This window comes from Corynebacterium sp. AOP12-C2-36, assembly GCF_052379185.1.
Taxonomy (GTDB): Bacteria; Actinomycetota; Actinomycetes; order Mycobacteriales; family Mycobacteriaceae; genus Corynebacterium.
Genome location: NZ_JBQSYJ010000007.1, coordinates 165395 through 187793, shown reverse-complemented (window position 1 = coordinate 187793; position 22399 = coordinate 165395). Strand labels below are relative to the sequence as shown.

18 protein-coding genes and 1 pseudogene are annotated in these 22399 nt (G+C 67.5%); 12 read left to right on the top strand and 7 right to left on the bottom strand.

What is annotated here, in order from left to right; all coding sequences use genetic code 11:
* From ACT3UN_RS08255 to ACT3UN_RS08235, 5 genes and pseudogenes are all read left to right on the top strand, one after another.
* A partial coding sequence (locus ACT3UN_RS08255; RefSeq protein WP_444656890.1) for a TetR-like C-terminal domain-containing protein occupies positions 1-427 on the top strand: 427 nt, incomplete at its 5' end.
* A 415-nt stretch (positions 428-842) separates the two neighbouring features.
* Positions 843-1400 carry a recombinase family protein gene (locus tag ACT3UN_RS08250; protein ID WP_444656889.1) on the top strand — a complete coding sequence of 186 codons (558 nt, stop codon included), beginning with the start codon at positions 843-845 and terminating at the stop codon, positions 1398-1400.
* A gap of 265 nt (positions 1401-1665) precedes the next feature.
* Positions 1666-2875: pseudogene (locus tag ACT3UN_RS08245) on the top strand (IS3 family transposase).
* Positions 2876-3055: 180 nt separating this feature from the next.
* On the top strand, positions 3056-4054 hold the full coding sequence (locus ACT3UN_RS08240) for a hypothetical protein (protein WP_444656888.1): 999 nt from the start codon (positions 3056-3058) through the stop codon (positions 4052-4054).
* Positions 4051-5841, top strand: coding sequence for a hypothetical protein (locus ACT3UN_RS08235; RefSeq protein ID WP_444656887.1), 1791 nt, complete (start codon positions 4051-4053; stop codon positions 5839-5841). The genes ACT3UN_RS08240 and ACT3UN_RS08235 overlap by 4 nt, the downstream gene beginning before the upstream one ends.
* Before the next feature lie 724 nt (positions 5842-6565).
* On the opposite strand, the gene ACT3UN_RS08230 is transcribed toward ACT3UN_RS08235, so the two are convergent.
* A complete protein-coding gene (locus tag ACT3UN_RS08230; RefSeq protein ID WP_441582906.1) occupies positions 6566-6820 on the bottom strand; it encodes a hypothetical protein in 255 nt (84 codons plus the stop codon).
* A gap of 1120 nt (positions 6821-7940) precedes the next feature.
* Between ACT3UN_RS08230 and ACT3UN_RS08225 the strand changes: the two genes are divergently transcribed.
* Positions 7941-9599 carry an AMP-binding protein gene (locus ACT3UN_RS08225; protein WP_441582907.1) on the top strand — a complete coding sequence of 553 codons (1659 nt, stop codon included), beginning with the start codon at positions 7941-7943 and terminating at the stop codon, positions 9597-9599.
* 307 nt (positions 9600-9906) lie between these two features.
* Positions 9907-11343: a diacylglycerol kinase family protein gene (locus ACT3UN_RS08220; protein WP_444656886.1), complete on the top strand. Its 1437-nt coding sequence runs from the start codon at positions 9907-9909 to the stop codon at positions 11341-11343.
* On the opposite strand, the gene ACT3UN_RS08215 is transcribed toward ACT3UN_RS08220, so the two are convergent.
* Both ACT3UN_RS08215 and ACT3UN_RS08210 read right to left on the bottom strand, forming a co-directional pair.
* Positions 11298-11975: a phosphatase PAP2 family protein gene (locus tag ACT3UN_RS08215; RefSeq protein ID WP_444656885.1), complete on the bottom strand. Its 678-nt coding sequence runs from the start codon at positions 11973-11975 to the stop codon at positions 11298-11300. The genes ACT3UN_RS08220 and ACT3UN_RS08215 overlap by 46 nt on opposite strands.
* Positions 11976-11977: 2 nt before the next feature.
* Complete coding sequence (locus ACT3UN_RS08210) at positions 11978-13420, bottom strand: flavin-containing monooxygenase (protein ID WP_444656884.1); 1443 nt, start codon at positions 13418-13420, stop codon at positions 11978-11980.
* Between the two features lie 178 nt (positions 13421-13598).
* Between ACT3UN_RS08210 and ACT3UN_RS08205 the strand changes: the two genes are divergently transcribed.
* A complete protein-coding gene (locus ACT3UN_RS08205) occupies positions 13599-14348 on the top strand; it encodes an MBL fold metallo-hydrolase (protein WP_441582911.1) in 750 nt (249 codons plus the stop codon).
* Positions 14349-14378: 30 nt separating this feature from the next.
* Here the strand turns inward: ACT3UN_RS08205 and ACT3UN_RS08200 are convergent, their stop codons facing one another.
* Together ACT3UN_RS08200 and ACT3UN_RS08195 are read right to left on the bottom strand one after the other, a co-directional pair.
* Positions 14379-14873, bottom strand: a complete 495-nt coding sequence (locus tag ACT3UN_RS08200; protein WP_441582912.1) for a hypothetical protein — start codon at positions 14871-14873, stop codon at positions 14379-14381.
* Between the two features lie 95 nt (positions 14874-14968).
* Complete coding sequence (locus ACT3UN_RS08195; protein WP_444656883.1) at positions 14969-16372, bottom strand: LLM class flavin-dependent oxidoreductase; 1404 nt, start codon at positions 16370-16372, stop codon at positions 14969-14971.
* A gap of 208 nt (positions 16373-16580) precedes the next feature.
* Here ACT3UN_RS08195 and ACT3UN_RS08190 point away from each other — a divergent pair, with 208 nt between their 5' ends.
* Both ACT3UN_RS08190 and ACT3UN_RS08185 read left to right on the top strand, forming a co-directional pair.
* A complete protein-coding gene (locus ACT3UN_RS08190; protein WP_441582914.1) occupies positions 16581-18215 on the top strand; it encodes an ABC transporter substrate-binding protein in 1635 nt (544 codons plus the stop codon).
* Complete coding sequence (locus ACT3UN_RS08185) at positions 18212-19201, top strand: ABC transporter permease (protein ID WP_301443734.1); 990 nt, start codon at positions 18212-18214, stop codon at positions 19199-19201. Before ACT3UN_RS08190 ends, ACT3UN_RS08185 begins: the two co-directional genes overlap by 4 nt.
* Here ACT3UN_RS08185 and ACT3UN_RS08180 read toward each other — a convergent pair.
* Positions 19165-19593 carry a hypothetical protein gene (locus ACT3UN_RS08180; protein ID WP_444656882.1) on the bottom strand — a complete coding sequence of 143 codons (429 nt, stop codon included), beginning with the start codon at positions 19591-19593 and terminating at the stop codon, positions 19165-19167. The two genes, ACT3UN_RS08185 and ACT3UN_RS08180, sit on opposite strands and share 37 nt — an antisense overlap.
* On the opposite strand from ACT3UN_RS08180, the gene ACT3UN_RS08175 reads away from it, so the two are divergent.
* Positions 19556-20125 (top strand): ABC transporter permease, encoded by a 570-nt coding sequence (locus tag ACT3UN_RS08175; RefSeq protein WP_444656881.1) that lies wholly within the window; start codon positions 19556-19558, stop codon positions 20123-20125. The two genes, ACT3UN_RS08180 and ACT3UN_RS08175, sit on opposite strands and share 38 nt — an antisense overlap.
* A gap of 2 nt (positions 20126-20127) precedes the next feature.
* A complete protein-coding gene (locus tag ACT3UN_RS08170) occupies positions 20128-21786 on the top strand; it encodes a dipeptide ABC transporter ATP-binding protein (protein ID WP_444656880.1) in 1659 nt (552 codons plus the stop codon).
* A 4-nt stretch (positions 21787-21790) separates the two neighbouring features.
* Here ACT3UN_RS08170 and ACT3UN_RS08165 read toward each other — a convergent pair whose 3' ends face one another.
* A complete protein-coding gene (locus ACT3UN_RS08165; protein WP_441582355.1) occupies positions 21791-22390 on the bottom strand; it encodes a nitroreductase family protein in 600 nt (199 codons plus the stop codon).
* Positions 22391-22399: the final 9 nt, after the last annotated feature.

Genomic DNA, 22399 nt, shown 5'->3' with positions numbered 1-22399 from the left:
ATGGGACGCTCACGTCGACTTTGGCCTGGCCAACCCCGGGTTCTACGCACTGATGTACGGCAAGGTGCAACCCGGTCACGCCCCGGCGGCCCAGTCCCGTCCCGCCGAGATCCTGCTCGGACTCACCACGACAGCCGCAGAACAGGGACGCCTCGCCGTCCCGCCGGAGCAGGCGTCCGCCCACATCGTGGCCACCAACATCGGGGTCACGCTGCGCCAGATCATCCAGGGGTCCCCCGACCCTGACATCTCCGCGGCGGTGCGCGACGGGGTGATCAGCGCGATCACTGGAACAGTAGGCCAGGACGAGGATCAGGCTGTGACGACGATCACAGAGAAGGCGGCCGCGCATCCTGAGTTTCTAGGAACTGCGGAGACACGGCTACTTCTCGAGTGGCTGTTGAAGCTAAAGAACCCGAGACCTTGACACCCTGCAGCCCGCAGAATTCAGAGGTTAGTGCAGTGGGCTCCCGACCGGCGTCAAGGCCCGGCCAGCTCAATTCGTGGAGACGCCCTAGTAAATACGATGCCTGTCTAGATACAGCCTCGATCATGCAATCAAAGCGCAGTGAATATGAATCTCTTCACTGCTGACCGACCAGCAGGCATGACGCGAAGCGGACGAGGTCACACAACATGAAGCGATAGAGTTCACCCCCCAGACCACCGCGGCAGGAACTAGCAGCCTCGGCACGTTCGTAAAACGATCGTTTTACGAACTCGCAAGACCAGAAGTGCGATTCTTCATAGGCCCAAGATAAAATGTTCATAAACCCGTTCGTTTACTGGTAGACTCAAAGCCACTATACGAACACGATTCTCGAACAATATAGAGGGACCCTATGGGACTTGTAGGTCTAGTGCGCGTCTCGACGAGCACACAAGAAGTTCGCCGCCAGCATGATGCACTCGACCCAGTCTGTGTCAAAGTGTTTGAGGAGAAACTTTCCGGGAATCTTCCCCTCGATCGTCGCCCCGGACTCCGCGAAGCACTCAACTATCTCCGCGATGACGACATGCTCACCGTCCTGGAGGTCGACCGTCTCGGTCGCAACCTCCTCGAGGGGCTCCTCGTTCTCAACGATCTCTTCAACCGCGGGATCTCGGTGAAGGTCTTGGAGGGCATCGCCGCCGGCGAGCACACCGAGCGCTCCCTGATCCTCGACCTGGCTCTCGCCCTGGCAGAAGATCGGCGCAGGGATATTTCATGCAAGACGAAAAATGGGCTTGAAGCAGCCCGCAGACGCGGCAACGTCGGAGGACGACCAGCACTCAGCGACGATACCCGCCGGCTGATCCTCAGCCGCAGAGCCGACAAAGAGTCCATCCGGCAGGTCGCACGTGGACTTGATATCTCAGTGGGCTCTGTTCACAAGGTCATCGCTCAGAAGCAGAGCTAGATAGCCTTCGCTGCGACGCCCCGCAGCACCGTCCCCCTTGCTCACCTGAAACGAAAAACGGCCCTAGGGTTTACCCCTAGGACCAGGATTTCTTTAGATCTAGATGCAGGTGCTGCCTGCTCAATGACTATATGCTAGCTGTAGTTCCCCGTGAGGTTGTGAACACGCGCTGAGGGAGTCGAACCTCCGATAGCGGTGTTGGCCCTACCCTCGTTGAGTGGACACCCGATTTAGCGGGACCCGTCCCGCACGAGAGGATGTCACCATGACCGAGAAGACCCCCGGCAGACGACCCCGGAGAGCCTTCAGCCCCGAGTACAAGCACGAGGCTGCCCGACTGGTCATCGACACCGGCCGCACGATCGCCGAAGTCGCCCGGGAGCTGGGTGTCGGTTCCCAGTCGTTGGGCAAGTGGGTTGCCGCCGAACGAGCCACCGAGGCCGGCGAACCGACCCTGGACGAACGCGCCGAACTCAAAGCCCTGCGCCGCCAGGTCGCCGAGCTGCACAAGGACAACGAGTTCCTTGGAAAAGCAGCAGCCTTCTTCGCAGCCAAGCAACGACCGACGAACGGTACGAACTGATGACCGCGGAGAAGGCGAACTACGAGGTCACTCGCATGGCGCGACTCCTGGGAGTGTCCCGGTCAGGGTTCTACGCCTGGGCGAAACGGCGGGCCGCAGAACCCGGCACACAACGCCGTGCACGCGACGAACTCGATGTGAAGGTCCGCAAGGTCTTCGCCGAGTCCGATGACGTCTACGGAGCTCCCAGAGTCCACGCCCAGCTCGCCTGTGAGGGGACCTTCGTTGACCGGAAGACCGTCGCGAAATCGATGCTGCGCCAGGGCCTGGAGGGCATCAGTCCGAAGAAGTTCACTCCGGTGACCACGATCCCCGGTGTGGACACCTACAAGATCCCTGACCGGGTCAAGAGAGGCTGGGACCAGGGCGGGCTCAACCGCGTCTGGATTTCAGACATCACCTACCTGCGCACCGGCGAGGGCTGGCTGTACCTGGCGGCAGTCACCGATGCGCATTCCCGACGGATTTTGGGCTGGGCGATGGACTCACGCATGGGCACCTTCCTGGTCGCCAAGGCGCTGAAAATGGCTCACACACTGCGTGGGGAAGTTCCCGAGGGTGTGGTGTTCCATGCTGATCGGGGTACCGAATTCACCAGTGATGACATGTTCACAGTCTGCCGCGACCTGGAGATCCTGCAGTCGGTCGGGCGGACCGGTGTGTGGCTTAAGACAATGCGATGGCCGAGAGCGTGTGGGCGACGCTGAAAACCGAGTTCTACGACCGGAGGAAGTGGCCTACCCGGGCGGAGGCCAGGTTGAAGGTCGGCGACTGGATCGAGTCCCGGTACAACCGTCGGCGACTGCACTCCGCGCTGTGCTATGTTCCGCCGGTGGAGTTCGAGATGAATCTGCTCAACAAACCTGCTGCTGAGGAATCTGAGGCAGCTTAGTTACCTGTCCACGATTTGCGGGGAAGGCCACCCTGCGCAGAATCCCGCACACGTTCCGGTGGGGGTGGGGTACTGATGGGCCGGCACAAGAAGATGAGCGCTGCGGCCCAGCCAGAGCACCGCGAACCGGCCCCGCGCGATGATGTCCATGGCCCTGTCATTGAGGCCGCTCCGGCGCGGGTGCGTAAGCTCACCCGACGCACGCTTCCCGACGGTGGTGAAGCCCGCCTGGCGGCGTTGTCGACGGTGAGTATTCATGGGCCTGACACTCCGTTGAAGACGCTGGCCGTGCAACGTGCGGCTTTGGTGTGGGCCCATACTCCGCTTGTCGGTGAGTACAATGACCGCAAATCCACCCGCCTGGTCACCCGGGTGCTGTTGGACGATGCCCTGGACTCGCAGGTCGTCGACGAGGAACGCACCTTGACCAATAGAGGGGTGACCCGCTGGCTGGACAAGCAGTCCGGCAAGTTGTCCGCCAACAGTGTCAGGACCTACCGGCTGATGCTGGAGACTGCGGGCCGGGTGTTGTACCCCCAGCAGTTCCCACTCTCGCCGCGCAGTCGCATGTCGGCGCCGCGTACCAAAAGGGCCGTGGCGGTGCCTGCCGAACGCGCCGCCGAGCTCTACACCATCGCCTCAACGTTGCGGGAGGGTCTGCGGCTCCGGTTGCTGTTGGCGTTGGATCTGATCACCGGTGCCGGGCTGGGCCCCGACGAGGTCCGCCAGGTCCGTGGCACAGACGTCTCCATGGTGAGCATCGGTCTGGGTCACGACGTGGTGGTGATCACGGTGCGCCGCTCCGGGGAGGTGCACCGCCGGGTGCCGGTGATCAACCCGGCCAAAGGCCACCGGCTGATCACCCGGGCAGGCGAGGTCGGCTCAGCACCGCTGATGCCGGTGACCACCAGCGGGGCGGTGAGTCGCAACGTGCTCAACAGGATCAACGAGGATCTGCGCAAGCTGGGCTATTTCGGTTTCGACGCGGTGGGTTTGCGCAACCGGTGGATCGTCGAGAAGGGCTCCCAGCCCGGGATCCCGGCTGCGGCACTGCTGCGGCTTGCCGGTATCGGTGACCTGCGTGCGCTGGCTGATCAGGCCGACCTGCTGCCTGACTACAGCTTGGAGGACCTCGCGGGGATCCTGGTGGCTGTCGACGAGCAGGGGGACGCGGTATGAGTGAGCGTGACAGGCCGGCGACGTACGGTTTTCGCGACGAGCATTTCGAGCGGTGCGTGCAGGTGATCGAGCGGTCCGGGATCGTCGAGACGATCGAAACCTACCACCGCATCTCCCGGGGGCCCGGTGGCCGGATCCCACGGGGGCGGCGCTTTACTGTGTTGGCGGTGTTTGCCACCCAGCTGGCGATACTGTCGGGGCTGGCGCGGGTACCCAGTTATGCCGAGACCTACCGGCAGATCCAGGTGCTCAGTGATTCCCAGCAGCGGCGGGTGGGAATGGACCCGTCCCAGCGGTCCCTGGTCAAAAACGACTACAAGGCGATGCTGGGATGGTTGGAGCGTATCTTGGCGCCAGTGGATCCGGGGGCGGATCTGCCGGCCAGGAGGGTGAGCAACAAGACCCACCGCGAGCAGATCGCCAGCCGCAGTCAGGAGCAGCAGGCTGCCTCTGAGCTGGCCAGGCAGCGTCTGCACGACATCGTCAACGCCCTGATCGCCGCGTCAATCACCATCGACATCCCCACGGACGGCGAGATCTGCCGGATGGTCGATGAGACCACAGTGGATCTGGCCCGACCCGCTCGGGATCTGGGGTCCCGGGACGACAAGAACCGGGGTGCGGCGTCGATGGGGCGATACTACGTCCGTGATGCGATGGACAACTCCGTTCATACCGATGGGGCCAAGGTCAGGAAGACCCAGAAGCATGGTTTCGGGATCGGGATCACCGCGCTGAGTGTGGGAGAATCACCGCACCACCCGACGAAGATTCCCGCGCTGTTCACCGCCGCGGCGATCGACCACCCGACGTCAGCGTCCGTTGAGGCCATGGAAACGGTGATCAAGTACCACAAGCTGCATGGTTTCGATCCGGACCGCGGTAAGCGGGCTCGCACCCCGTACTTGGTGGTGGATATGGGCTACAACGTCAAGCGCGGCTTCAATGATGTGGTGCTGGACGCGGGGTATGCGCCGGTGGTGCGCTACCCGGCGCATTTCCGCACCGTGTGGGCCAGCGATAGTGCTGAGCACACCTATCGCGGAGCTACTGCGGGGCCGGTGCAGATCGCCGGGGATTTCTACTGTCCGGTCGCCCAGAAATTATTGGGCAACGACAGGATGATTAAGCGGACCGAGGACATCCAGAAAGCCAACAATGATGGGTTCGACAAGCATGACCGGCTGTTGGAGCGGATGTTTCCGCTGTTGATGGGGCGGAACTCCCGGCCGTATCGCAAGCGGTCTCGACTCGGTCGCCCGAGAAACGGGGAAAGCAATACTGAGGAGTCGGTGCGCATGGATCTGGTGTGCCCTGCCGTGCAGAGACGAGTGCGGTGTCCACTCAAGCCGGCCTCGCTGGACAACGACGACCCGCAGGTCCCGCTGCTGGAGCCGACATGGTCGGCAGATCGCTACCGGTGTTGTCAGGAGTCACAGCCAACGTTGAGCCTGTCAAAGGATCAGTGGCGCATGGCCCAGTGGGGTGGGCTGGTACCCGGGTCGTGGGAGCACACCTTGTACTACGAGACGGTGCGCTCGGCGACCGAACGGCAGTTCTCGAAACTGAAGTCCCCGCACATCAGTGGGTTCGATCACCTGACATGGTCGGCCCGGCGTGAGCCGGCGATCAGCATCCTGATCGGACTGTGGTTCGCCGCGACGAACATGGCCACCGAGGATGCGTTCATCGCTCGCGGCCCTGCGGAGTCGTCGGTGAAGCACCGGATGCGTCAGTTGGCCGAGGATCTGGGTCATCCGCCGACGAGGATCCCGCCGCGCACGTAAGTAGTGTCACGTCCCACTGTTCGATGGTGGGGATGAAGGGACCACCGGTCATGTGACCGGTGGTCCCTTCGGGTTGCGTGAAGGGCCGAAAACCCTCAGGAGTTTCGGGCGCTGTTTCGACCCGATGTGGTTGTACAGGTACCTGGGGGCGGGGATGACCACGGATGACCGGGGGCGGTGGCGGGTTCTGTGTCGGTGAGGTGGGCTCTGGGGGCGGGCTATCGGGGTGGTCCGGTCGGTCGGACCGGCGGTGAAAACCCTCGGGAGTTCGGGAGGAAACGATCGGGAACCGGGGCCTGAATCTGGCCGCTGAGCTGGTTTCGGGGACCGGCCACAGTGAGCGGTTTACGAACCGTACGGACCGGAGGTCACAAACTCGAAAGGGTTTGTGACCTCCGGTTTTTCGTTGTCCGAGTGTCCGGTCCCCTGAGATTGGCAGTTGGGGGAGTTGTGGGGCGACGTCCCTGCCGCCGACTGGTGGGGTGAAGCTCTCGAGGGTTTCGGTGTGCGCCGGTCACGAACTCCGCGGGGTGCTCTCCTCGTGGCAGCATGGCGAAACCGCGAGCCTTGAGTCCGCGGCACTCCGGGAGCGCCGTGCCGTCCTGCAGGTGGTGGTAGGTTCGCGATGACGGTGACAGGTTCGTCGAGATGAATATGTCTGCTGAGCGGTCGGGTTCCGCCTAGCAGTCTGGTGCGAGCAGTGTCGGTCATTCAGGGGCTCCTTCTAGATTCTGCGGTGTCCCCGCAGTCCCGGGTTGCTGTTGAGTTCCGGGTAGGCCGTCTCCCACATGTCGCGTACCCGGTTGGGCACGCGCAGTGCCGGCCAGATATCGACATGGATGTCCCAGTTCAGAAAGCCTAGGTGCTCTTGGTTCAGCGCCTCGCGCAGCACGGTGGTGTACATCGTCTCGACCTGCGGCGGTTCGGACAGGTCGTAGGTGCGGGCTCCGCCGCTCCAGTCGAGCATGGTCGGCAGCACCAGCACATCCTCGGCGGGCCCGCCGAGGGTGGTTCGGGTGTCGGCCAGAACGTACTGGTGGCCCCGGCCGTGCGTGGGCCGCGCAGGGTGTCGACGCCCTGGTTGCCGGTGAGGGCGTCGAAGTGCCGCTGCCAGGCGGTGATGTTCTCTGCGGCCCACAAGTCGAGTCCTTCGATTCGCCAGCGCTTGTCGATCGAGGCTGTGTCGCCGGGGAACATGAGTCTCTCCCCGGCCAGTCGGGTGCGGACGCCGCGGGGTATGTAGGTGATGTTCTCGCTGGTGTGCACTGGGGTGGGTGGGCCGGAGCCGAGGGGACGAGGTGCTCGGTTGGTTGTGGGAGTTGTGCTCCCTGGCCAAGGCCACGTGGCGGGAGGGGAACCCTACGGTTGATCTGCACTTCCATCGTCTAGGCGTTCCACGAACCGGACCGGCCGCCACACCGGGCCGTCCAGGAGGCCCAATACACAACGTTCGAGCGGTTGTGCTGCGCTGGAGTTCGGTGGTGCGCTAGTGTCCCACGCAACACACGAGAGGCAAGCGTCTGGGTCAGAAAGCAGGTAGAGGCAATGAAGTGCCTTGACACGTTGGTGAGAGGGCCGGTAGCTGGCTGCGCCAACCAGGGGCCAGAGACCTCCGTGAGGCGTCACGCGGGATGCAGTCCGGTCAGGATCCACATCCGGAGGAGCTTCTCGGACCCGGGGGTGAGGCAATGGGAGATGTCGATTCATCTTCTCGGTCGTCAAATGTGGGGGGAAGGGCTGGCAGTGTGGCGCGGGCAGAGGGCCTATCCGACCGGGAGGTTGATCAGTTACCGCCCCTGTTCGCTGCCGTCCTCCCACGAGGAAGCAGTTGCGACGGCGCTGCCAGCCGCGACTTCCACGCCAATCCTGAAGTTCCTCTGGGCGCCGACAGTGCAAGGGTGTCCTCCTTGGTCGGAGCCCCTCGCCCAAGACTCCGAGGGTTTTCAACAGGCTGGGTTCCAGGAGGGGGTAACAGACGTACAGATCGAGAACGGCTGAAACAGCAGACGGAAGATTATGTTCTGGTCGTGCCAGTAATTTTTGATCCGAGTATCAGAAAGAACAACATTCTTGAATTCGGGAAAGGAAGTGCAGATCTGATGAGAACTACAGCACAGCAGTTAATTTTCGATACGAAGGGCATACTTCGGGGCGCCAGGGCAGCGATCGCTGCGGGATTCTTCACGGATTTTCGAGCGAGGGACGGCCTGGCCACTGGCAAAAGCCTGGTGCATTACGGCGCATCCCTCTCCGGGTTACTGGAAGCAGCGGCATCCCGTTACCCCAATCGGGTGGCCTTGGTCGATGATGAAGGTGAACTGACCTTCTCGGAATTGCGTGAGCTTGCCATCCGCACCGCGAAGGCCCTTGTCGTCAACGGGGTCGACGCAGACAGCCGAGTCGGGATCATGGCGCGCAACGGGCGGGGTTTTCTCATCCCGTTGGCGGCAAAGGGTTACGTTGGATTCTCGGCGTTTCTCCTCAATGTCGGGGCGAGCAAGGCGCAGATCGGAGGCCTTGCGAACGATCACAATCTGGAGTTCTTGTTCGTCGACTCCGAGTTCGACAACGTTATCCCCGAGCGGGGGGAGAAATTGAAGGTGTGTCATTCATGGGTCGGCCCCGACTCCCGTGAAGACATCACTTTTCCTTCCTTCGAGGAACTCTGGGCTACCCCCGGTGCCGAAGAGGTTGCTTTCGAGCGCCGACCTGTACAGGGAAGCGTCGTGTTAATGTCCTCGGGGACGAGTGGCACGCCGAAGGCGGTCCAACACGGAGAGCCGCACGTACCCTTGGGCGTACTCGGTCCGCCGGTGGAAACCTGCGGACTGAAGGCGGGGTGCACGCTGCAGATGACTGCAAGCATGTTCCATGTTCTCGGTTGGGGTGCGTCAACTATCGCATTGTTCGCGGGCTGCACCATCGTGACACAACGAGTCTTCGATGCTGAGAACGTACTTCGGCAGATCGATGATTACCGGTGTGATGGGTTGATCAGTTCGGCGGTCTTTCTCAAGGAACAACTTGCGGTATATAACGCTGACCGGAGCCTGTATGACGCCTCTTCCCTCAAGTTCGTCCTCAATGCGGGAAACGCGATGAGTGAGGACTTGGTTCGCGGGCTGCAGGATCAGTTCGGCTATATCGTCGGTTCTGGCTATGGCTCCACGGAAGGTCTGCTCGTCTCGTACTCCAGTCCGTCGGACCTTAAGGAGGATCCGCTTACGGCGGGCCACCCTGTGTGGAATGGCCGGCTGGAGGTGCTTGATCCCGGAACTGGGGAGGAAGTGGCGGCGGGCGAGGTGGGGGTCGTTCACGCGCGTAATGCGATGTCCATGAAGGGTTATCTCGGTGGACGGGATCGTGAAGACGCCTCGCGTGGGCTGTTGAGCCTTGGCGACAAGGGTGTCATCGACCCGGAAAGCGGGCGGCTGCGTGTCCTGGGACGCAACAACGACATGATCATCGTCGGCGGTGAGAACATCTGGCCGACATCGGTCTCGGACATAATCGACCGGGCCGACGGTGTGCTCGAGTCCTACTGCATCGGGGTGGAGGACGACGAGAAATTCCAGCGGGTCAAGGCATATGTGGTCACGGACGGTTCCGTGGATCTGGACGGAGACGACATCCGCAATCACGTGCGGGATACCTTCATGGCCCCCGCGGTGCCGCGGGACGTGGTCTTCATGAGTGAGCCGCTGCCGCGGAACCCCATCGGTAAGGTGGTCAAGCGTGAGCTCGAAGTCTTCGGTTAGGTAACGGGAGGGGTATGAGAGCCCACGCTCGAGCTCTCCTGTGCCGTACTCGGCCGGTGCGGCGCAGGGTGTGGAAGCTGCTCCCGTCGTGGCGTGGTCGCCGCCGCCCGTCCCACGTGCGTCAGCCCCGGGCTGGTTGAGGTTGTGCAGTAGCCTGCGTCTGCGCGGTCTGGAACTGAAACGCCGGGTAGCCTGTACCCATCGGACAGTCAGCGAAACATGAGCGCACGGACGTACGGAGGGTCAGACCATGGGAAAACGTCGCCGATCACAGGCATCGGACCAGGTACTCGGTGGACTGCAACGGATGGACCACGATGTCTTCGAATCGGTCGCCGGGGCGGACAACCCCACCCTGGACGCCGTGCTGCCGCGCCTGACCACCGCGGCGAACAACTCGAAGCTGTGGATGGGTCTCGCCGGCGCCATGGCGCTGACCCGCAGGTCACCGCTGCAACGCGCCGCCGCACGCGGGCTGGCCAGCCTGGCGGTCTCGAGCCTCGTGGCCAACCAGTTCGCCAAACGCTCCTGGAAGCGTGACCGTCCCGGCCACGCCTCCGTCCCGCTCGCCCGCCGGATCCGGCGCTACCCGAAGTCCAGTTCCTTCCCCTCCGGTCACTCCGCCAGCGCCGCCGCCTTCGCCACCGGGGCGGCCCTGGAGAGCGCGCCGGCGGGCACCGTGCTCGGCACACTCGCCGGGCTCGTCGGGTTCTCGCGCGTCTACACCGGCGCGCACTACCCCAGCGACGTCCTCGCCGGATGGGGCCTGGGGGCCGGCATCGCGCTGCTCGGCGGGAAACTGGTTCCCCCGGTGACCGCGCCCGCCACCACCACGACCGAGCACTACTACCTGGACGAACCACCCCGCGGGAAGGGGGAGGGGCTCGTCCTCGTGGTCAACCCGGCGTCCGGCAGCGGGACGGGGGAGCGCGTCCTCAAGCGCGTGGAGAAGGCCCTGCCGGCCGCGGAGATCGACTCGCTGACCCCGCAGGACGATGTCGTCCGGGTCTTGGAGGACGCCGCGTCGCGCGCGGACGTGCTGGGCATCGCCGGTGGTGACGGGACCGTGGCGGCCGCCGCCAGCGTCGCGTTGTCGGCGTCCAAGCCGCTCGCGGTGTTCCCGGCCGGGACGTTCAACCACTTCGCCAAGCAGATCGGCTGCGCCACCACCGACCAGACCGTCGCCGCCCTCCGCGCCGGCACGCTGGAGATGGTGGACGTGGTCACCCTGAACGGCGACACCACCCTGCTCAACACCGCCAGTATCGGCGCCTACCCCCGCTTCGTGGAGACCCGCGAACGCTACGAGGGCAAGATCGGCAAGAACCTGGCCGCGGTCGTCGCCGCATGGCGGGTGCTCAAGGACGAGCACGCCGTGGAGATCCGCTACGACAACAGGACCCTGAAGACGTCCCTGTTCTTCCTCGGCAACTCCCTGTACCGGCCCACCGGCTTCGCACCGGTCGACCGGTCCGCCATCTGCGACGGCCTGATCGACGTGCGCATCCTGGAGATCGGCAAACCCTTCGCCCGGCTGCGCATCACCGCGTCACTGCTGACCGGCCGGTTGAGCCGCAGCCCGTTCTACCACGAGCTGCACCGGCCGGAGTTCCGGTTCGACCTGGTGGACGGACCGTCCGCGGTGGCGCACGACGGCGAGGTGGGCGAGGAGATCTCCCACGCCGACTTCGTCTTGCACTACCGTGTGCTGCCGGTGTACCGCCCACGCACGGCGAAGCGGTAGAACACCAGGCACAGCACCAGCCAGGCGAACCCCAGCGCCCAGCCGGCCAGCACGTCCGAGGGGTGGTGCACGTTCAACGCCACGCGTGAGACGCCGACGAGCAGGACGAGCAGGACCAGAAGGACGCCGCCAGCGGCGGCGGCGCGTCGGCTGCGTCCGGCGAGGTGCCGGTAGGCGACCAGCAGGGCGCCGACGGCGACCAGCACGCCCAGGGCGTGGCCGGAGGGGAAGGAGGTGCCGGACGCCTCGACCATGCGGGTGACCGGCCGGTCCCTGTCTGCCAGGTGCTTGGCCGTCTGGGAGACCAGCCCGCCGCCCCACACGCTCACCGCCAGGAATGCGGCGAGCGGCAGGTCCCGTCGGAACAGGACCAGCCCCACCGGGACGATCACCAGCACCCGCCACACCGCGGGGGCGAGGACGGTGCTCAGGGTGTTCCACGCCGTCACCCACCAGCCATGGCGCGCGGCCATGTCCTGGGCGGCGTCCAGCGCCCGGGCGTCCGGCACGTCCACCCACGTCCAGTGGTGCACCCACCCCGCCCACAGCGCGGCGTAGAGCAGCAGGGCTGCTCCGGCCGCCGCGGCGGCGACCGGGACGGGCCGGGGCACCGGCGCGGCGGACTCAGTCACCGTCAGTCACCGAACACCATCTCGCGGCGCTGGTCGCCGAGGGTGAACTCGGCCAATTCGCGGAGGTAGTTCTGGGAGTACACCCACGGCGACGAGTACCCCTGGGTCGGGAACCGGTCGGCGCTGCGCCGCAGGTAGGCGGCGGCGAAGTCGAACAGGGGGCGTCCGGCGTCCGGCGGCGGGGTGGCGGGACGGTAGACCTGCACGCCGGTCTTCCACAGCTTCACCATGTAGCGCGACACCAGGTCGGAGCGCAGCGTCCACGAGCCGTTGATGTAACCGACCGTGAAGCTGAAGTTCGGCAGGCCGGCGAGCATCATGCCCCGGTAGAAGACCTGCTCGTTGACCTGCAGGGGGCGCCCGTCCACGCTGAGGGTGCCGCCGCCGAACGCCTGGAGGTCCAGGCCGGTGGCGGTCACGATGACGTCGGCGTCGAGCTCCTCGCCGGAACCCACCCGGACACCGTCGGCGGTGAACCGTTCGACGGTGTCGGTGACGATGCGCGCGTTGCCGCCCAGCGCGGTGAACAGGTCGCCGTCCGGTGCCTTGCACACCCGCTTCTCCCACGGCATGTGGTGCGGGGTGAAGTGCCGGTCGATCTGCTCCTCGTCCAGGTAGTCACGCTGCATCCGGCGCAGCGCGCGGGTGAACAGCCCCGGGGCACGCTGGCCGACGAGGTGCTGCACGATGTCGCGCGTGGCGTGGTGCAGCCGCGACACCGGGTAGGCCACCCGGGTGGGCAGCACCCGGCGCCAGAAGGCGCTGATCCGGTCCACCGCCGCCATCGGGGCGACGTAGGTGGGGCTGCGCTGCAGCATCGTCACGTGCGCGCCGGCGCGTTCCAGGGCGGGCACCAGGGTGACGGCGGTGGCGCCGGAACCGATGACCACGACGCGGCGTCCTGCGCAGTCCAGGTCCTCCGGCCACTGCTGCGGGTGGATGAGGGTGCCGGTGAAGTCCTCCTCGCCGGGGAAGGCCGGACGGTGGCCCCGGCCGTGCACGAAGTAGCCGAAGGCGTAGTGCACTCGCCGGGCGTGGACGGTGCGTTCACCGTCCTGGGTCACGGTGGTGACCCGGTACATCCGGCGGTCGCTGAGCCAGTCGGCGTCGCGCACCCAGGAGCCGGTGCGCAGGTGCTCCAGGGCACCGCAGTCGGCGGCGACGTCGCGGATGTACTCCTTGATGTCCGCGCCCTGCCCCAACGTGCCCTCGTGCGGCCACGGGGCGAAGGGGAACCCGTAGGTCGCCATGTCCGAGTCCGACCGGATGCCCGGGTAGGTGAAGGTGTGCCACGTTCCGCCGAGGTCGCTGTTGGCGTCGTGCATCTCCCACGACCAGGTCGGGAAGGCGCGGGAGACGTGGTGGGCGAGGTCGACGCCGGACAGGCCTGCGCCGACGATCAGCAGGTCGAGGGGGTTTTCCGGCGTACCGGGGTGGGGTGACATGCACACAGCGTACAAGCGCCGGGGCCCGCCGGGGGACCGGACGCCACCACATAAGCGACGATGAGGTTTCCTTAACCGTGGGTATGGTCAGGCGACCCTGTGTGCCGGATGTGGCTACGATCGGAACTGGTACCAGCTCTTCCATCGCAGCACCCCATTGCACGAGAAAGGTTCCAGAATGACTGAAATCGCGAAAGACGTCTTCTGTTTCAGCGGTACGGAGGTCAACGTCGGCATCCTTCGTGAGGGCAGCGACCTCACGATGATCGACGGTGGCTGGCCCGGCGACGTCGAGGCCATCGAGGACGCGATCCGTTCGATCGGGCACAAGCCCGAGGACGTACGCGCCATCCTGCTCACCCACGCCCACATCGACCACCTCGGTGCGGTGGACTCCTTCCACCGCCGCTTCGGCACCCCGGTGTACTCCGACCCGATCGAGGTCCACCACGCCGCACGCGACTACATGGAGCAGGCCGGGGTGAAGGAGGTCCTGCACGGGCCGAAGCCCGAGGTCCTGAAGTGGTGGGAGGAAGTGAAGAAGGTCGGCGCGGCCTCCGACATCACCATCACCGACGTGCAGCCCGTCGGCGACGGCCCGATGGACATCCCCGGACGCCCGGTGCCGGTGCCCACCCACGGGCACACCTCCGGGCACAGCGCCTTCCTGATGCCCGAGGTCGGTGCGATCGCCACCGGCGACGCGCTGGTCACCGGTCACGCCTGCTCACGCCAGTTCGGCCCCCAGCCCTGCCCGTGGTTCTTCAACCACTCGCGCTCCGAGGCACTGGACGCCCTGGACGCACTGGAGAGCATCGAGGCGGAGGCCATCCTGCCGGGCCACGGCAGCCCGCTTAACATGAACCTGGGCGAGGCCGTGCGTGCAGCACGCCTGTTCGCCGACGAGTCCGGGTTCGCCGACCACTAGGCGCAGGTCCCGGGATACCGGGAGGACACGTCAGTCGAACCTGATGACGTTGTCCTCCCGGTTGATCTGTCCCTGGGCACCCCAGTTGATCCATCCGCCGTCACCGTCGTTCGTGAGGGAACCGGCGTTGGAGTAGAAGTACAGGACGTAGTTCCCGCCCTTGATGTCGATCGGTTCGGCCCAGATCTGGCCCTCGGAGTTGATGTCCTGGTTCTTGTTGGCGATCGCCACGGCCGTCACGGGACCCTGGCCGTCGATGTTCTTGCCCTCGGTCTGCGTGTAGGCGATGTCCAGGCCGGCGCGGACCGCGCCGCCCCTGTCGTCCTGGTCGTTGACGGCGTCCCTGATGGAGTCCACCACCGTGACCGGGTCGATGCTGACACCGACGTCGACCTTCTGCTCGACGCCGGGTGCCGGCGCCTCCTGCGCCACCGCGGGGGACGCTGCCCCTGCTGCGACGGTTCCCGCGATGCCCACGGACAGGGCTGCGGTGACGAACTTCCTGCTGACACGTGTGTGTCCCATGATGCGCTCCTTGGAGAGTTGAGGAGTGGGTGTTGTCTGGTGGTGTGCCCCGGATGCCCGGGGTACCACCACCGATGGAAACATATTTCTGCGGGTTATGCCCGGGTTCGGCTCGGAGTGAACGCGTTGCGGTAGCCGGACGCCGGGTGGCTGTCCGGCAGGCGATCACCGCCGCCCAGCCGGGCGCGCAGGGTGCCCGGCGTGTGCTCCGACCGGGCGAGACCACGTTCCCGCAGGACGGGGAGGACATGCTCGGCGAACTCCTCGTAGCTGCCGGGGATGGTGGCGTTGATGACGTTCACGCTGCCGACACCGGCGTCGCGCCAGCGTGAGAGTTCCCCGGCGATCTGTTCCGGGGTGCCGACCACCCGCCCGGAGCGGGCACGGTTCTCCGCCAGGTCGCGCACCGTCGGCTCGCGTCCCTGGACGGCCTGCCGCAACCAGAGCAGCGTCGACTGGGTCCCCTGGGTGGTCAGGTCGCCGATCGGGGTGTCCAGGTCGGCGGCACCCAGGTCGATGCCGGTGCCGCCGGCGGCGTGGGCGAGCAGCGTGGTCAGGTCGAGGCTCTCGTCGAGCTCGCGTTCCTTGCGTCTGGCCTCCTCCTCGGTGTCGCCGACCACGAAGGACAGTCCCTGGAAGAAGGTCAGGTCCTCCGGCGCGCGGCCGGCCGCGGACACCAGCCGGCGGGTGTCCGCGATCAGCGTCGCGGCGTCCTGCGGCGAGGGCGCGGTGATGAACTGGGCCTCCGCGTGGCGTGCGGCGAAGCGGCGCCCGGTGGGGGAGGAGCCTGCCTGGAACAGCACGGGTGTGCGCTGCGGCGACGGCGCGACCAGGTGCGGCCCCTCCACGGAGTAGTGCGGTGAGTGGTGGTTGATCTTGTGGACCTTCGTGTGGTCGGCGTGGATCCCCGACTCCTTGTCCTGGACCAGGGCGCCGTCGTCCCAGGAGCCCTCCCAGAGTTTGTAGAGCACGTCCAGGTACTCGTCGGCGAGGGCGTAGCGGTCGTCGTGGTCGGTGAGTCCGTCGTGGCCGAAGTTGCGCCACGCGTTCTCCGAGGCGCTGGTGACGACGTTCCAGGCGATCCGCCCACCGGTGAGGTGGTCGAGGGTGGAGATCTTGCGGGCGAACTCGAACGGCGGGGACTGGATCGGGGAGCTGGTCACGGCGATGCCGAGATGCTCCGTGGCGGCGGCGAGTGCGGACACCAGGACCGTGGGGTCGTTGCTGGGGATCTGCAGGCCGGAGTCCACGAACTTGCGCCAGTCGCCCTGGTAGTCGCCGTAGAGCCCGACGACGTCGGCGAAGAAGATGGCGTCGAACCTGGCCTGCTCCAGTGTGCGGGCCAGCTCGACCCAGTGGTCGAGGTCGTTGAAGTCGTGCTGGCGTGCCTCGGGACGCCGCCACGCGCCGTGGAGGATGTGCGAGGTGGTGTTCATGACGAAGGCCGCGAACTTGAGTGGTGGCTGGGTGGGTGAGTTGGGTGAGTTGGGTGAGGTCATGCGGGGAGAGGCTACGGGGGCGCTGGTCCGGGCCGGAAGAATTGGAATCATCCCGTGGTGAATCGTTGGGGAGGCCCACAGGGCGACCCTAGGGTCGGCTCGACGCGTCCAGCCTGACCGACGAACCGAGAGAAGACCCGTGCACCGACAACGCCGAGCCCGACCCCGCCGCCCCGGCCGACCCAGACACCACCGCACACTCGTGGCCGTGGTGACCACCGCGGCAACCTGCCTCAGCCTGGCGTCCTGCGCCCCGCCGGAACGCGGCGACGGGCGGGACACCGGCGTGGAGCCGGCGTCCGGCGAGTTCGTCGACGGCGGCACCGTGGAGTACGGACATGAGCAGGAACCACCCTGCGCCCACGGCGGGTGGGTGCAGAACGGCTACCTGGCCCGCCAGTACCTCGACAGCCTGGTCTCCCTCGACGACGAGGACCGGCCCGTCCCGTGGCTCGCCGAGTCCTGGGACGTCTCCGACGACCGGCTCTCCTACACCTTCCACCTGAAGCCCGACGTGCACTTCACCGACGGCACGGTGCTGGACGCGGAGGCGGTGAAGACGAACTTCGACCTCTACCTCGGCCGCCCCGACCCGGCGACGGCGAACTCCACGGTGCTGGCCTACATCGGGGAGTACGTGGAGACCACCGAGGCCCTGGACGACCTGACCTTCAGGCTCACCCTCGACCGTCCCTACGAGCCGCTGCTCCCGGTGCTGTCCCAGGGCTACTTCGGCATCCAGTCGCCCACCGCCCTGGCCCGGGGCGCCGACGCGAACTGCGAGAACCCCGTGGGTTCCGGGCCCTTCATCCTGCAACGGTGGGACCGGAACCGGTCCATCACCTTCGTGCGCAACCCCGACTACAACTCCGCCCCTGCCAACGCGCGGCACCAGGGGCCCGCCTACGTTGACGAGGTCCGGTGGAAGTTCCTCAAGGACCCGGTGTTGCGCTACGGGTCGTTGACCAGCGGATCGTCCGACGTGATCTACAACGTGCCGCCGGTCGACTGGGCGGACGCCACGCGCCGGTTCCAGACCAGCCGGTACATCACCGGTGGGCGGCCGAACGCGATCATCCCCAACGCCTCCACCGCACCCTTCGACGACCCGCGCGTGCGACAGGCGCTCGCGTACTCGGCGGACCGGCGCAAGGCCGTGGAGACGGCGTTCCTGGGGGTGGTTCCCTACAACCCGAACGGTGCACTCAGCCAGTCGACCCCCGACCACGACCCCACCGCCGGCGACCAGGGGCACGACCCCGCCAAGGCCGCCGGACTGCTCGACGAGGCGGGGTGGACGGGCCGCGACGACGACGGCGTGCGCACGAAGGACGGCCGACGGCTGTCCGCCCGCGTGGTCTACGCCGCGGACTCGGTGGTCGGCCCGGAGGGTGCCGCGGTGCTGCAGGACGTGGCGGAACAGGCCCGTGACGCCGGATTCGACCTGCAGCTCATCCCGGTGAACCGGGCGGACTGGCAGGGCGGACGCTACTCCACGGCAGACAGCTACGAGGCGTACGTGGGCTACTGGACCAGCCCCACCCCGGGACTGCTGCACATCAACTGGCGTCAACGCCTCGAGGACAGCCCCAACCCGCAGAACACCGCCTTCCTCAACGACCCGCAGCTGCAGGAGGTCATCGAGCAGGCCAACTCCGAACCCGACCCCGCCACCCGGTCCCGGTTGTACTCGCAGGCCCAGCAGGTCATCGGGGACGAGGCCTCGGCGATCGGGCTCTACACGCAGACCACCTCCCTGGCGGCCTCCCCGGAGCTGCACGACGTGTGGACGGAGAAGTCCCAGGGCGAGCCGGTCTTCCATGACGCGAGGTTCGTGAAATGACGGCGCCGACACAGCTACTGCAGCTCCCACAGCTCCCACAGCTCCCCGACCAGGTTCGCCGCTGGGCAGGCCGGCTGGCGTCCGCCGCCCTGGTCCTCTGGGCGGCGGCCACGGTGACCTTCCTGCTCCAGGTGCTCTCACCCGGCGACCGCGCCACACTCATGCTGAACCTGTCCTCCGGGGAGAGCCGGGAACGCACCCCGGAGGAGACCGCACCGGTCAACGCCGAGTTCGGGTTCACCGACCCCGTCTGGCGCCAGTACCTCGACTACCTCGGCGGTCTGCTGCGCGGCGACCTCGGCACGTCCTACCAGCTGAAGAAACCGGTCGTGGAGGTGATCGCCGCCCAGATCGGCCCCACCCTCGTGCTCACCGTCAGCTCCCTGGTCGTCGCCTGGCTCATCGTGGTCCTGGTGACCACCCTGACCGCCGGACGCCCCGGGCCGGTCGGGGTGCTCGGTTCCCTGCTGGAGACCGTCGCCGCGGGGCTGCCGCAGTACTGGCTGGGCTCGCTGCTGCTCGTCGGGTTCGCCGTCGGACTCGGCTGGTTCCCGGTGGAGAGCGGTAACCGGCCGGTGGGGCTGGTGCTGCCCGTGCTCACCCTCGCGGTCCCGCTGGCCGGGTACCTCGGGCAGGTGGTGCGCGACGAGTTCCGCGCGTCGCTGGACGAACCCTACGTGCTCACCGCACGCGCCAGGGGACGCACCGACCTGCAGGTCCGCGCCGGGCACGTGCTGCGTCACGCCGTCCTGCCGGCGGTGTCGGTGTCCGGGTGGGCCCTCGGCGCGCTGCTCTCCGGGGCGGTGATCGCGGAGACCGTCTTCGCCCGCGCCGGCATCGGCCAGACCCTCGTGACCGCGGCAGAGTCCCGCGACGTCCCGCTGGTCAGCGGCATCGTGATCGTCATCGCCCTCGTCTACACCGTGGCCAACCTCGCGGTGGACGCCCTCTACACCGTCATCGACCCCAGGATCGAGGTCCCGTGAGCACCGCCGTCCAGTCCCCGTCCACCCCGTCCACCCCGTCCGCCCCGTCCACCACACAGACGCCCCGCGGCCTGCTGGCACGGCTGCGCACGGTGAACCCGCTGCCGTCGCAGCGGGCCCACCGCGCCGCGTCCGGCCTGCCCACCCTGATCGCCGGAAGCGTCCTCCTCCTTCTCTTCGTCGCCGCCGTCGCGCCGGGGGTGCTGGCCCCCTACGACCCGTACGCGATCGACCTCGACGCCGTCCTCCAACCGCCGGGACCGGCGCACCCCTTCGGCACCGACCTCCGGGCGGGACCTGCTCAGCCGGATCATCGCCGGCACCGGCGCCTCCCTGCGCATCGGTTTCGGCGCCGTGGCGGTGGCGACGGTGCTCGCCGTGGTGCTGGGCACCGCCGCAGGCCTGTCGCGCACCGTGGCGGGGATGCTGGCCAACCGGTCCATCGAGCTGCTCTTCGCCTTCCCGACCGTCCTGCTGGGCCTGCTCATCGCCTCGACGTTCGGTCCGGGCGCCACCACCCTGGTGGTCGCCATCGGCATCGGCATCGCCCCCGGGTACGCGCGCATCGTGCGCGGCCAGGTGCTCGCCGTGCGCAACGCCGCCTACGTCGAGGCGGCGGCGGTGCTGGGGCACACGCGCTGGAGGACGCTGCGGCAGCACGTCGCGCCGAACGCGCTGCGTCCGCTCATCGTGACCGTGACCCTCGGCGTCGGCCAGGCGCTGATCTGGGCGTCCGGCCTGGCCTACCTCGGCCTGGGCGTGGCCCCGCCGGACCCGGAGTGGGGTGCGCTGCTGGACTCCGGGCGCACCTACATCACGGTCGCCTGGTGGCTCGAGGTGTTCCCCGGGCTCGCGATCGTCGTCGTCGCACTCACCTTCACCACCTTGGGCCGTGCCCTTGGCCCCCGACTCGAACGAGGATGACCATGACTGAAGACAACACCACCGGGGACGCCCCGCTGGTCGACATCCGTGACCTGCACGTCTCCTTCGGCGGGCACGAGGTCGTGCGTGGCGTGTCCCTGTCCGTGCACCGCGGCGAGACCCTCGCCGTGGTCGGCGAGTCGGGGTCGGGCAAGTCCGTGTCCGTGCGCTCCCTGCTCGGCCTCGCCGGCCCGGGGGCGCAGGTCAGCGCCGGGCGCCTGGAGTTCGACGGGGCCGACGTCCGGGGGTTCGGCGCGCGCCGGTGGCGCCGGATCCGCGGGGGACGCATCGGCCTGGTGCTCCAGGACGCCCTGGTCGCCCTCGACCCGCTCCGGACCGTCGGCGCGGAGATCGGGGAGGCGCTCGACACCCACCACCGGGGACGGGCCCGGCTCTCCCGGCAGGCACGCCGCGACCGGACGCTGGAACTGCTCGACCTGGTCGGCGTGCCGGGCCCGGCACTGCGCGCCGGCCAACGTCCCGACGAACTCTCCGGCGGACTACGCCAGCGTGCGCTCATCGCCTCGGCGCTGGCCAACCGCCCCGACCTCATCGTCGCCGATGAACCGACCACCGCACTGGACGCCACGGTGCAGGCGCAGGTCCTCGACGTGCTCAAGGCCGCCACCGACGACGGGACGGCGCTGATCCTCATCTCCCACGACCTGTCGGTGGTGGCCCGTCTGGCCGACCGGGTGGCCGTGGTGCGCCACGGCGAGGTCGTGGAGGAGGGGCCCGCCGCCGAGGTCCTCGCCGACCCGCGGCACAGCTACACCCGCAGCCTGCTCGCCGCCGTGCCGACAGCGGGTTCCCGCGGCAGGCTGCTGACCTCGGGCGAACCGGTCCCGTTCGGACGCCCGGCCCCGGTGGGCGAACCGGTGGTGCGCGCGACGGGGCTGGCGAAGAGCTTCCGGGGGAGGCGGCGACGCGGTGGTGCTGCTGCGTCTGGGGCGTCTGCGGTGCCGGCGGTGCGCGACGTGAGCTTCGAGCTGCACCGGGGACGCACCCTCGGCATCGTGGGGGAGTCCGGGTCCGGCAAGTCCACCACCGCCCGGATCGTGCTCGGACTCACCGACCCCGACGAGGGGTCCGTGGAGTTCCTCGGCCGGCACGTCTCCGTGATCTACCAGGACCCGCTGAGCTCCTTCGACCCGCGGTGGTCGGTCGGCCGGATCCTGCTCGACGCGGTGTCGACGACGGGGCTGACCGGAGGCCCGGCGCAGGCGCGGGTCACCGAACTGCTCGACCAGGTGGGACTGTCGGACGACTTCCGGCCGTCGCGTCCCCTCCGGCTGTCCGGGGGACAGCGCCAACGCGTGGCGATCGCCCGTGCCCTGGCCAGCGACCCGGACGTGATCGTCTGCGACGAACCGGTCTCCGCCCTCGACGTGTCCGTCCAGGCACGCATCCTCGACCTGCTCACCACCCTCCAGGCGGAGACCGGGGTGGCGCTGCTGTTCATCTCCCACGACCTCGGGGTGATCCACCACGTCAGCGACGACATCATCGTGATGCGCGACGGTGAGGTCGTGGAGTCCGGGACCGCCGACCAGGTCTTCGACGGTCCGCGGCACCCCTACACCCGCACGCTGCTTGCGGCTGTGCCCGCCGTGCCCGCTGTGCCTTCTGTGCCCGCTGTGCCCGCGGTGTCCGTCCGGTAGCCGCTCACCCGTCGACGAGCACGGAGTCCGTCAGCGGCCGGCGGGTACGCGGCGCGTTCTCCCGCTCCAGCACGGCGGCGTCCACCCCGTCGGCGCCGTCACCCGTCACGTCACCGAGGACGCCGACGGCGACCACGGTGAGGGGCACCAGCCCCTCGTCCAGGGAGAAGGCCTCGGCGACGGCGGCGGGGTCGAAGCCGCTCATCTGGTGGACCAGCAGGTCGTTGGCGTGCGCCTGGATGGTGAAGTACGCCGCGGCCTGCCCGGCATCGTACCGCGCCTCGGGCAGGACGTTGCCCTCGGCGTCGGTGGTCTCGGCGACGATGACCACCAACGCCGCGGCGTCCTTCGCCCACCCGCGGTTGAACTCGATGAGCGAGTCCAGCACCGTGGCGTGGGCGGGGCCGCCGCGGCGGGCGAGGAGGAACCGCCAGGGCTGACGGTTGAACGCCGAGGGCGCCCACCGGGCGGCCTCCAGGGCGCTGCGCAGCGCGTCCTCGTCGACGGGGGAGGAGCGGTCGAAGATGCGCGGGCTCCACCGTCCGGCGACGACGTCGAGGACGGGGGCGTCGGTGGGTGCTGTGCGGTCTGTTCGCTGTGTCATGACCAGAGT

What these genes read in the sequence shown, in the direction of transcription:
- ACT3UN_RS08210 (WP_444656884.1), bottom strand. Translation starts at nt 13,420, where the DNA reads ATGTCACCCCACCCCGGTACGCCGGAAAACCCCCTCGACCTGCTGATC.
- ACT3UN_RS08250 (WP_444656889.1), top strand. Translation starts at nt 843, where the DNA reads ATGGGACTTGTAGGTCTAGTGCGCGTCTCGACGAGCACACAAGAAGTT.
- ACT3UN_RS08170 (WP_444656880.1), top strand. Translation starts at nt 20,128, where the DNA reads ATGACTGAAGACAACACCACCGGGGACGCCCCGCTGGTCGACATCCGT.
- ACT3UN_RS08200 (WP_441582912.1), bottom strand. Translation starts at nt 14,873, where the DNA reads ATGGGACACACACGTGTCAGCAGGAAGTTCGTCACCGCAGCCCTGTCC.
- ACT3UN_RS08195 (WP_444656883.1), bottom strand. Translation starts at nt 16,372, where the DNA reads ATGACCTCACCCAACTCACCCAACTCACCCACCCAGCCACCACTCAAG.
- ACT3UN_RS08185 (WP_301443734.1), top strand. Translation starts at nt 18,212, where the DNA reads ATGACGGCGCCGACACAGCTACTGCAGCTCCCACAGCTCCCACAGCTC.
- ACT3UN_RS08220 (WP_444656886.1), top strand. Translation starts at nt 9,907, where the DNA reads ATGGACCACGATGTCTTCGAATCGGTCGCCGGGGCGGACAACCCCACC.
- ACT3UN_RS08225 (WP_441582907.1), top strand. Translation starts at nt 7,941, where the DNA reads ATGAGAACTACAGCACAGCAGTTAATTTTCGATACGAAGGGCATACTT.
- ACT3UN_RS08235 (WP_444656887.1), top strand. Translation starts at nt 4,051, where the DNA reads ATGAGTGAGCGTGACAGGCCGGCGACGTACGGTTTTCGCGACGAGCAT.
- ACT3UN_RS08205 (WP_441582911.1), top strand. Translation starts at nt 13,599, where the DNA reads ATGACTGAAATCGCGAAAGACGTCTTCTGTTTCAGCGGTACGGAGGTC.
- ACT3UN_RS08165 (WP_441582355.1), bottom strand. Translation starts at nt 22,390, where the DNA reads ATGACACAGCGAACAGACCGCACAGCACCCACCGACGCCCCCGTCCTC.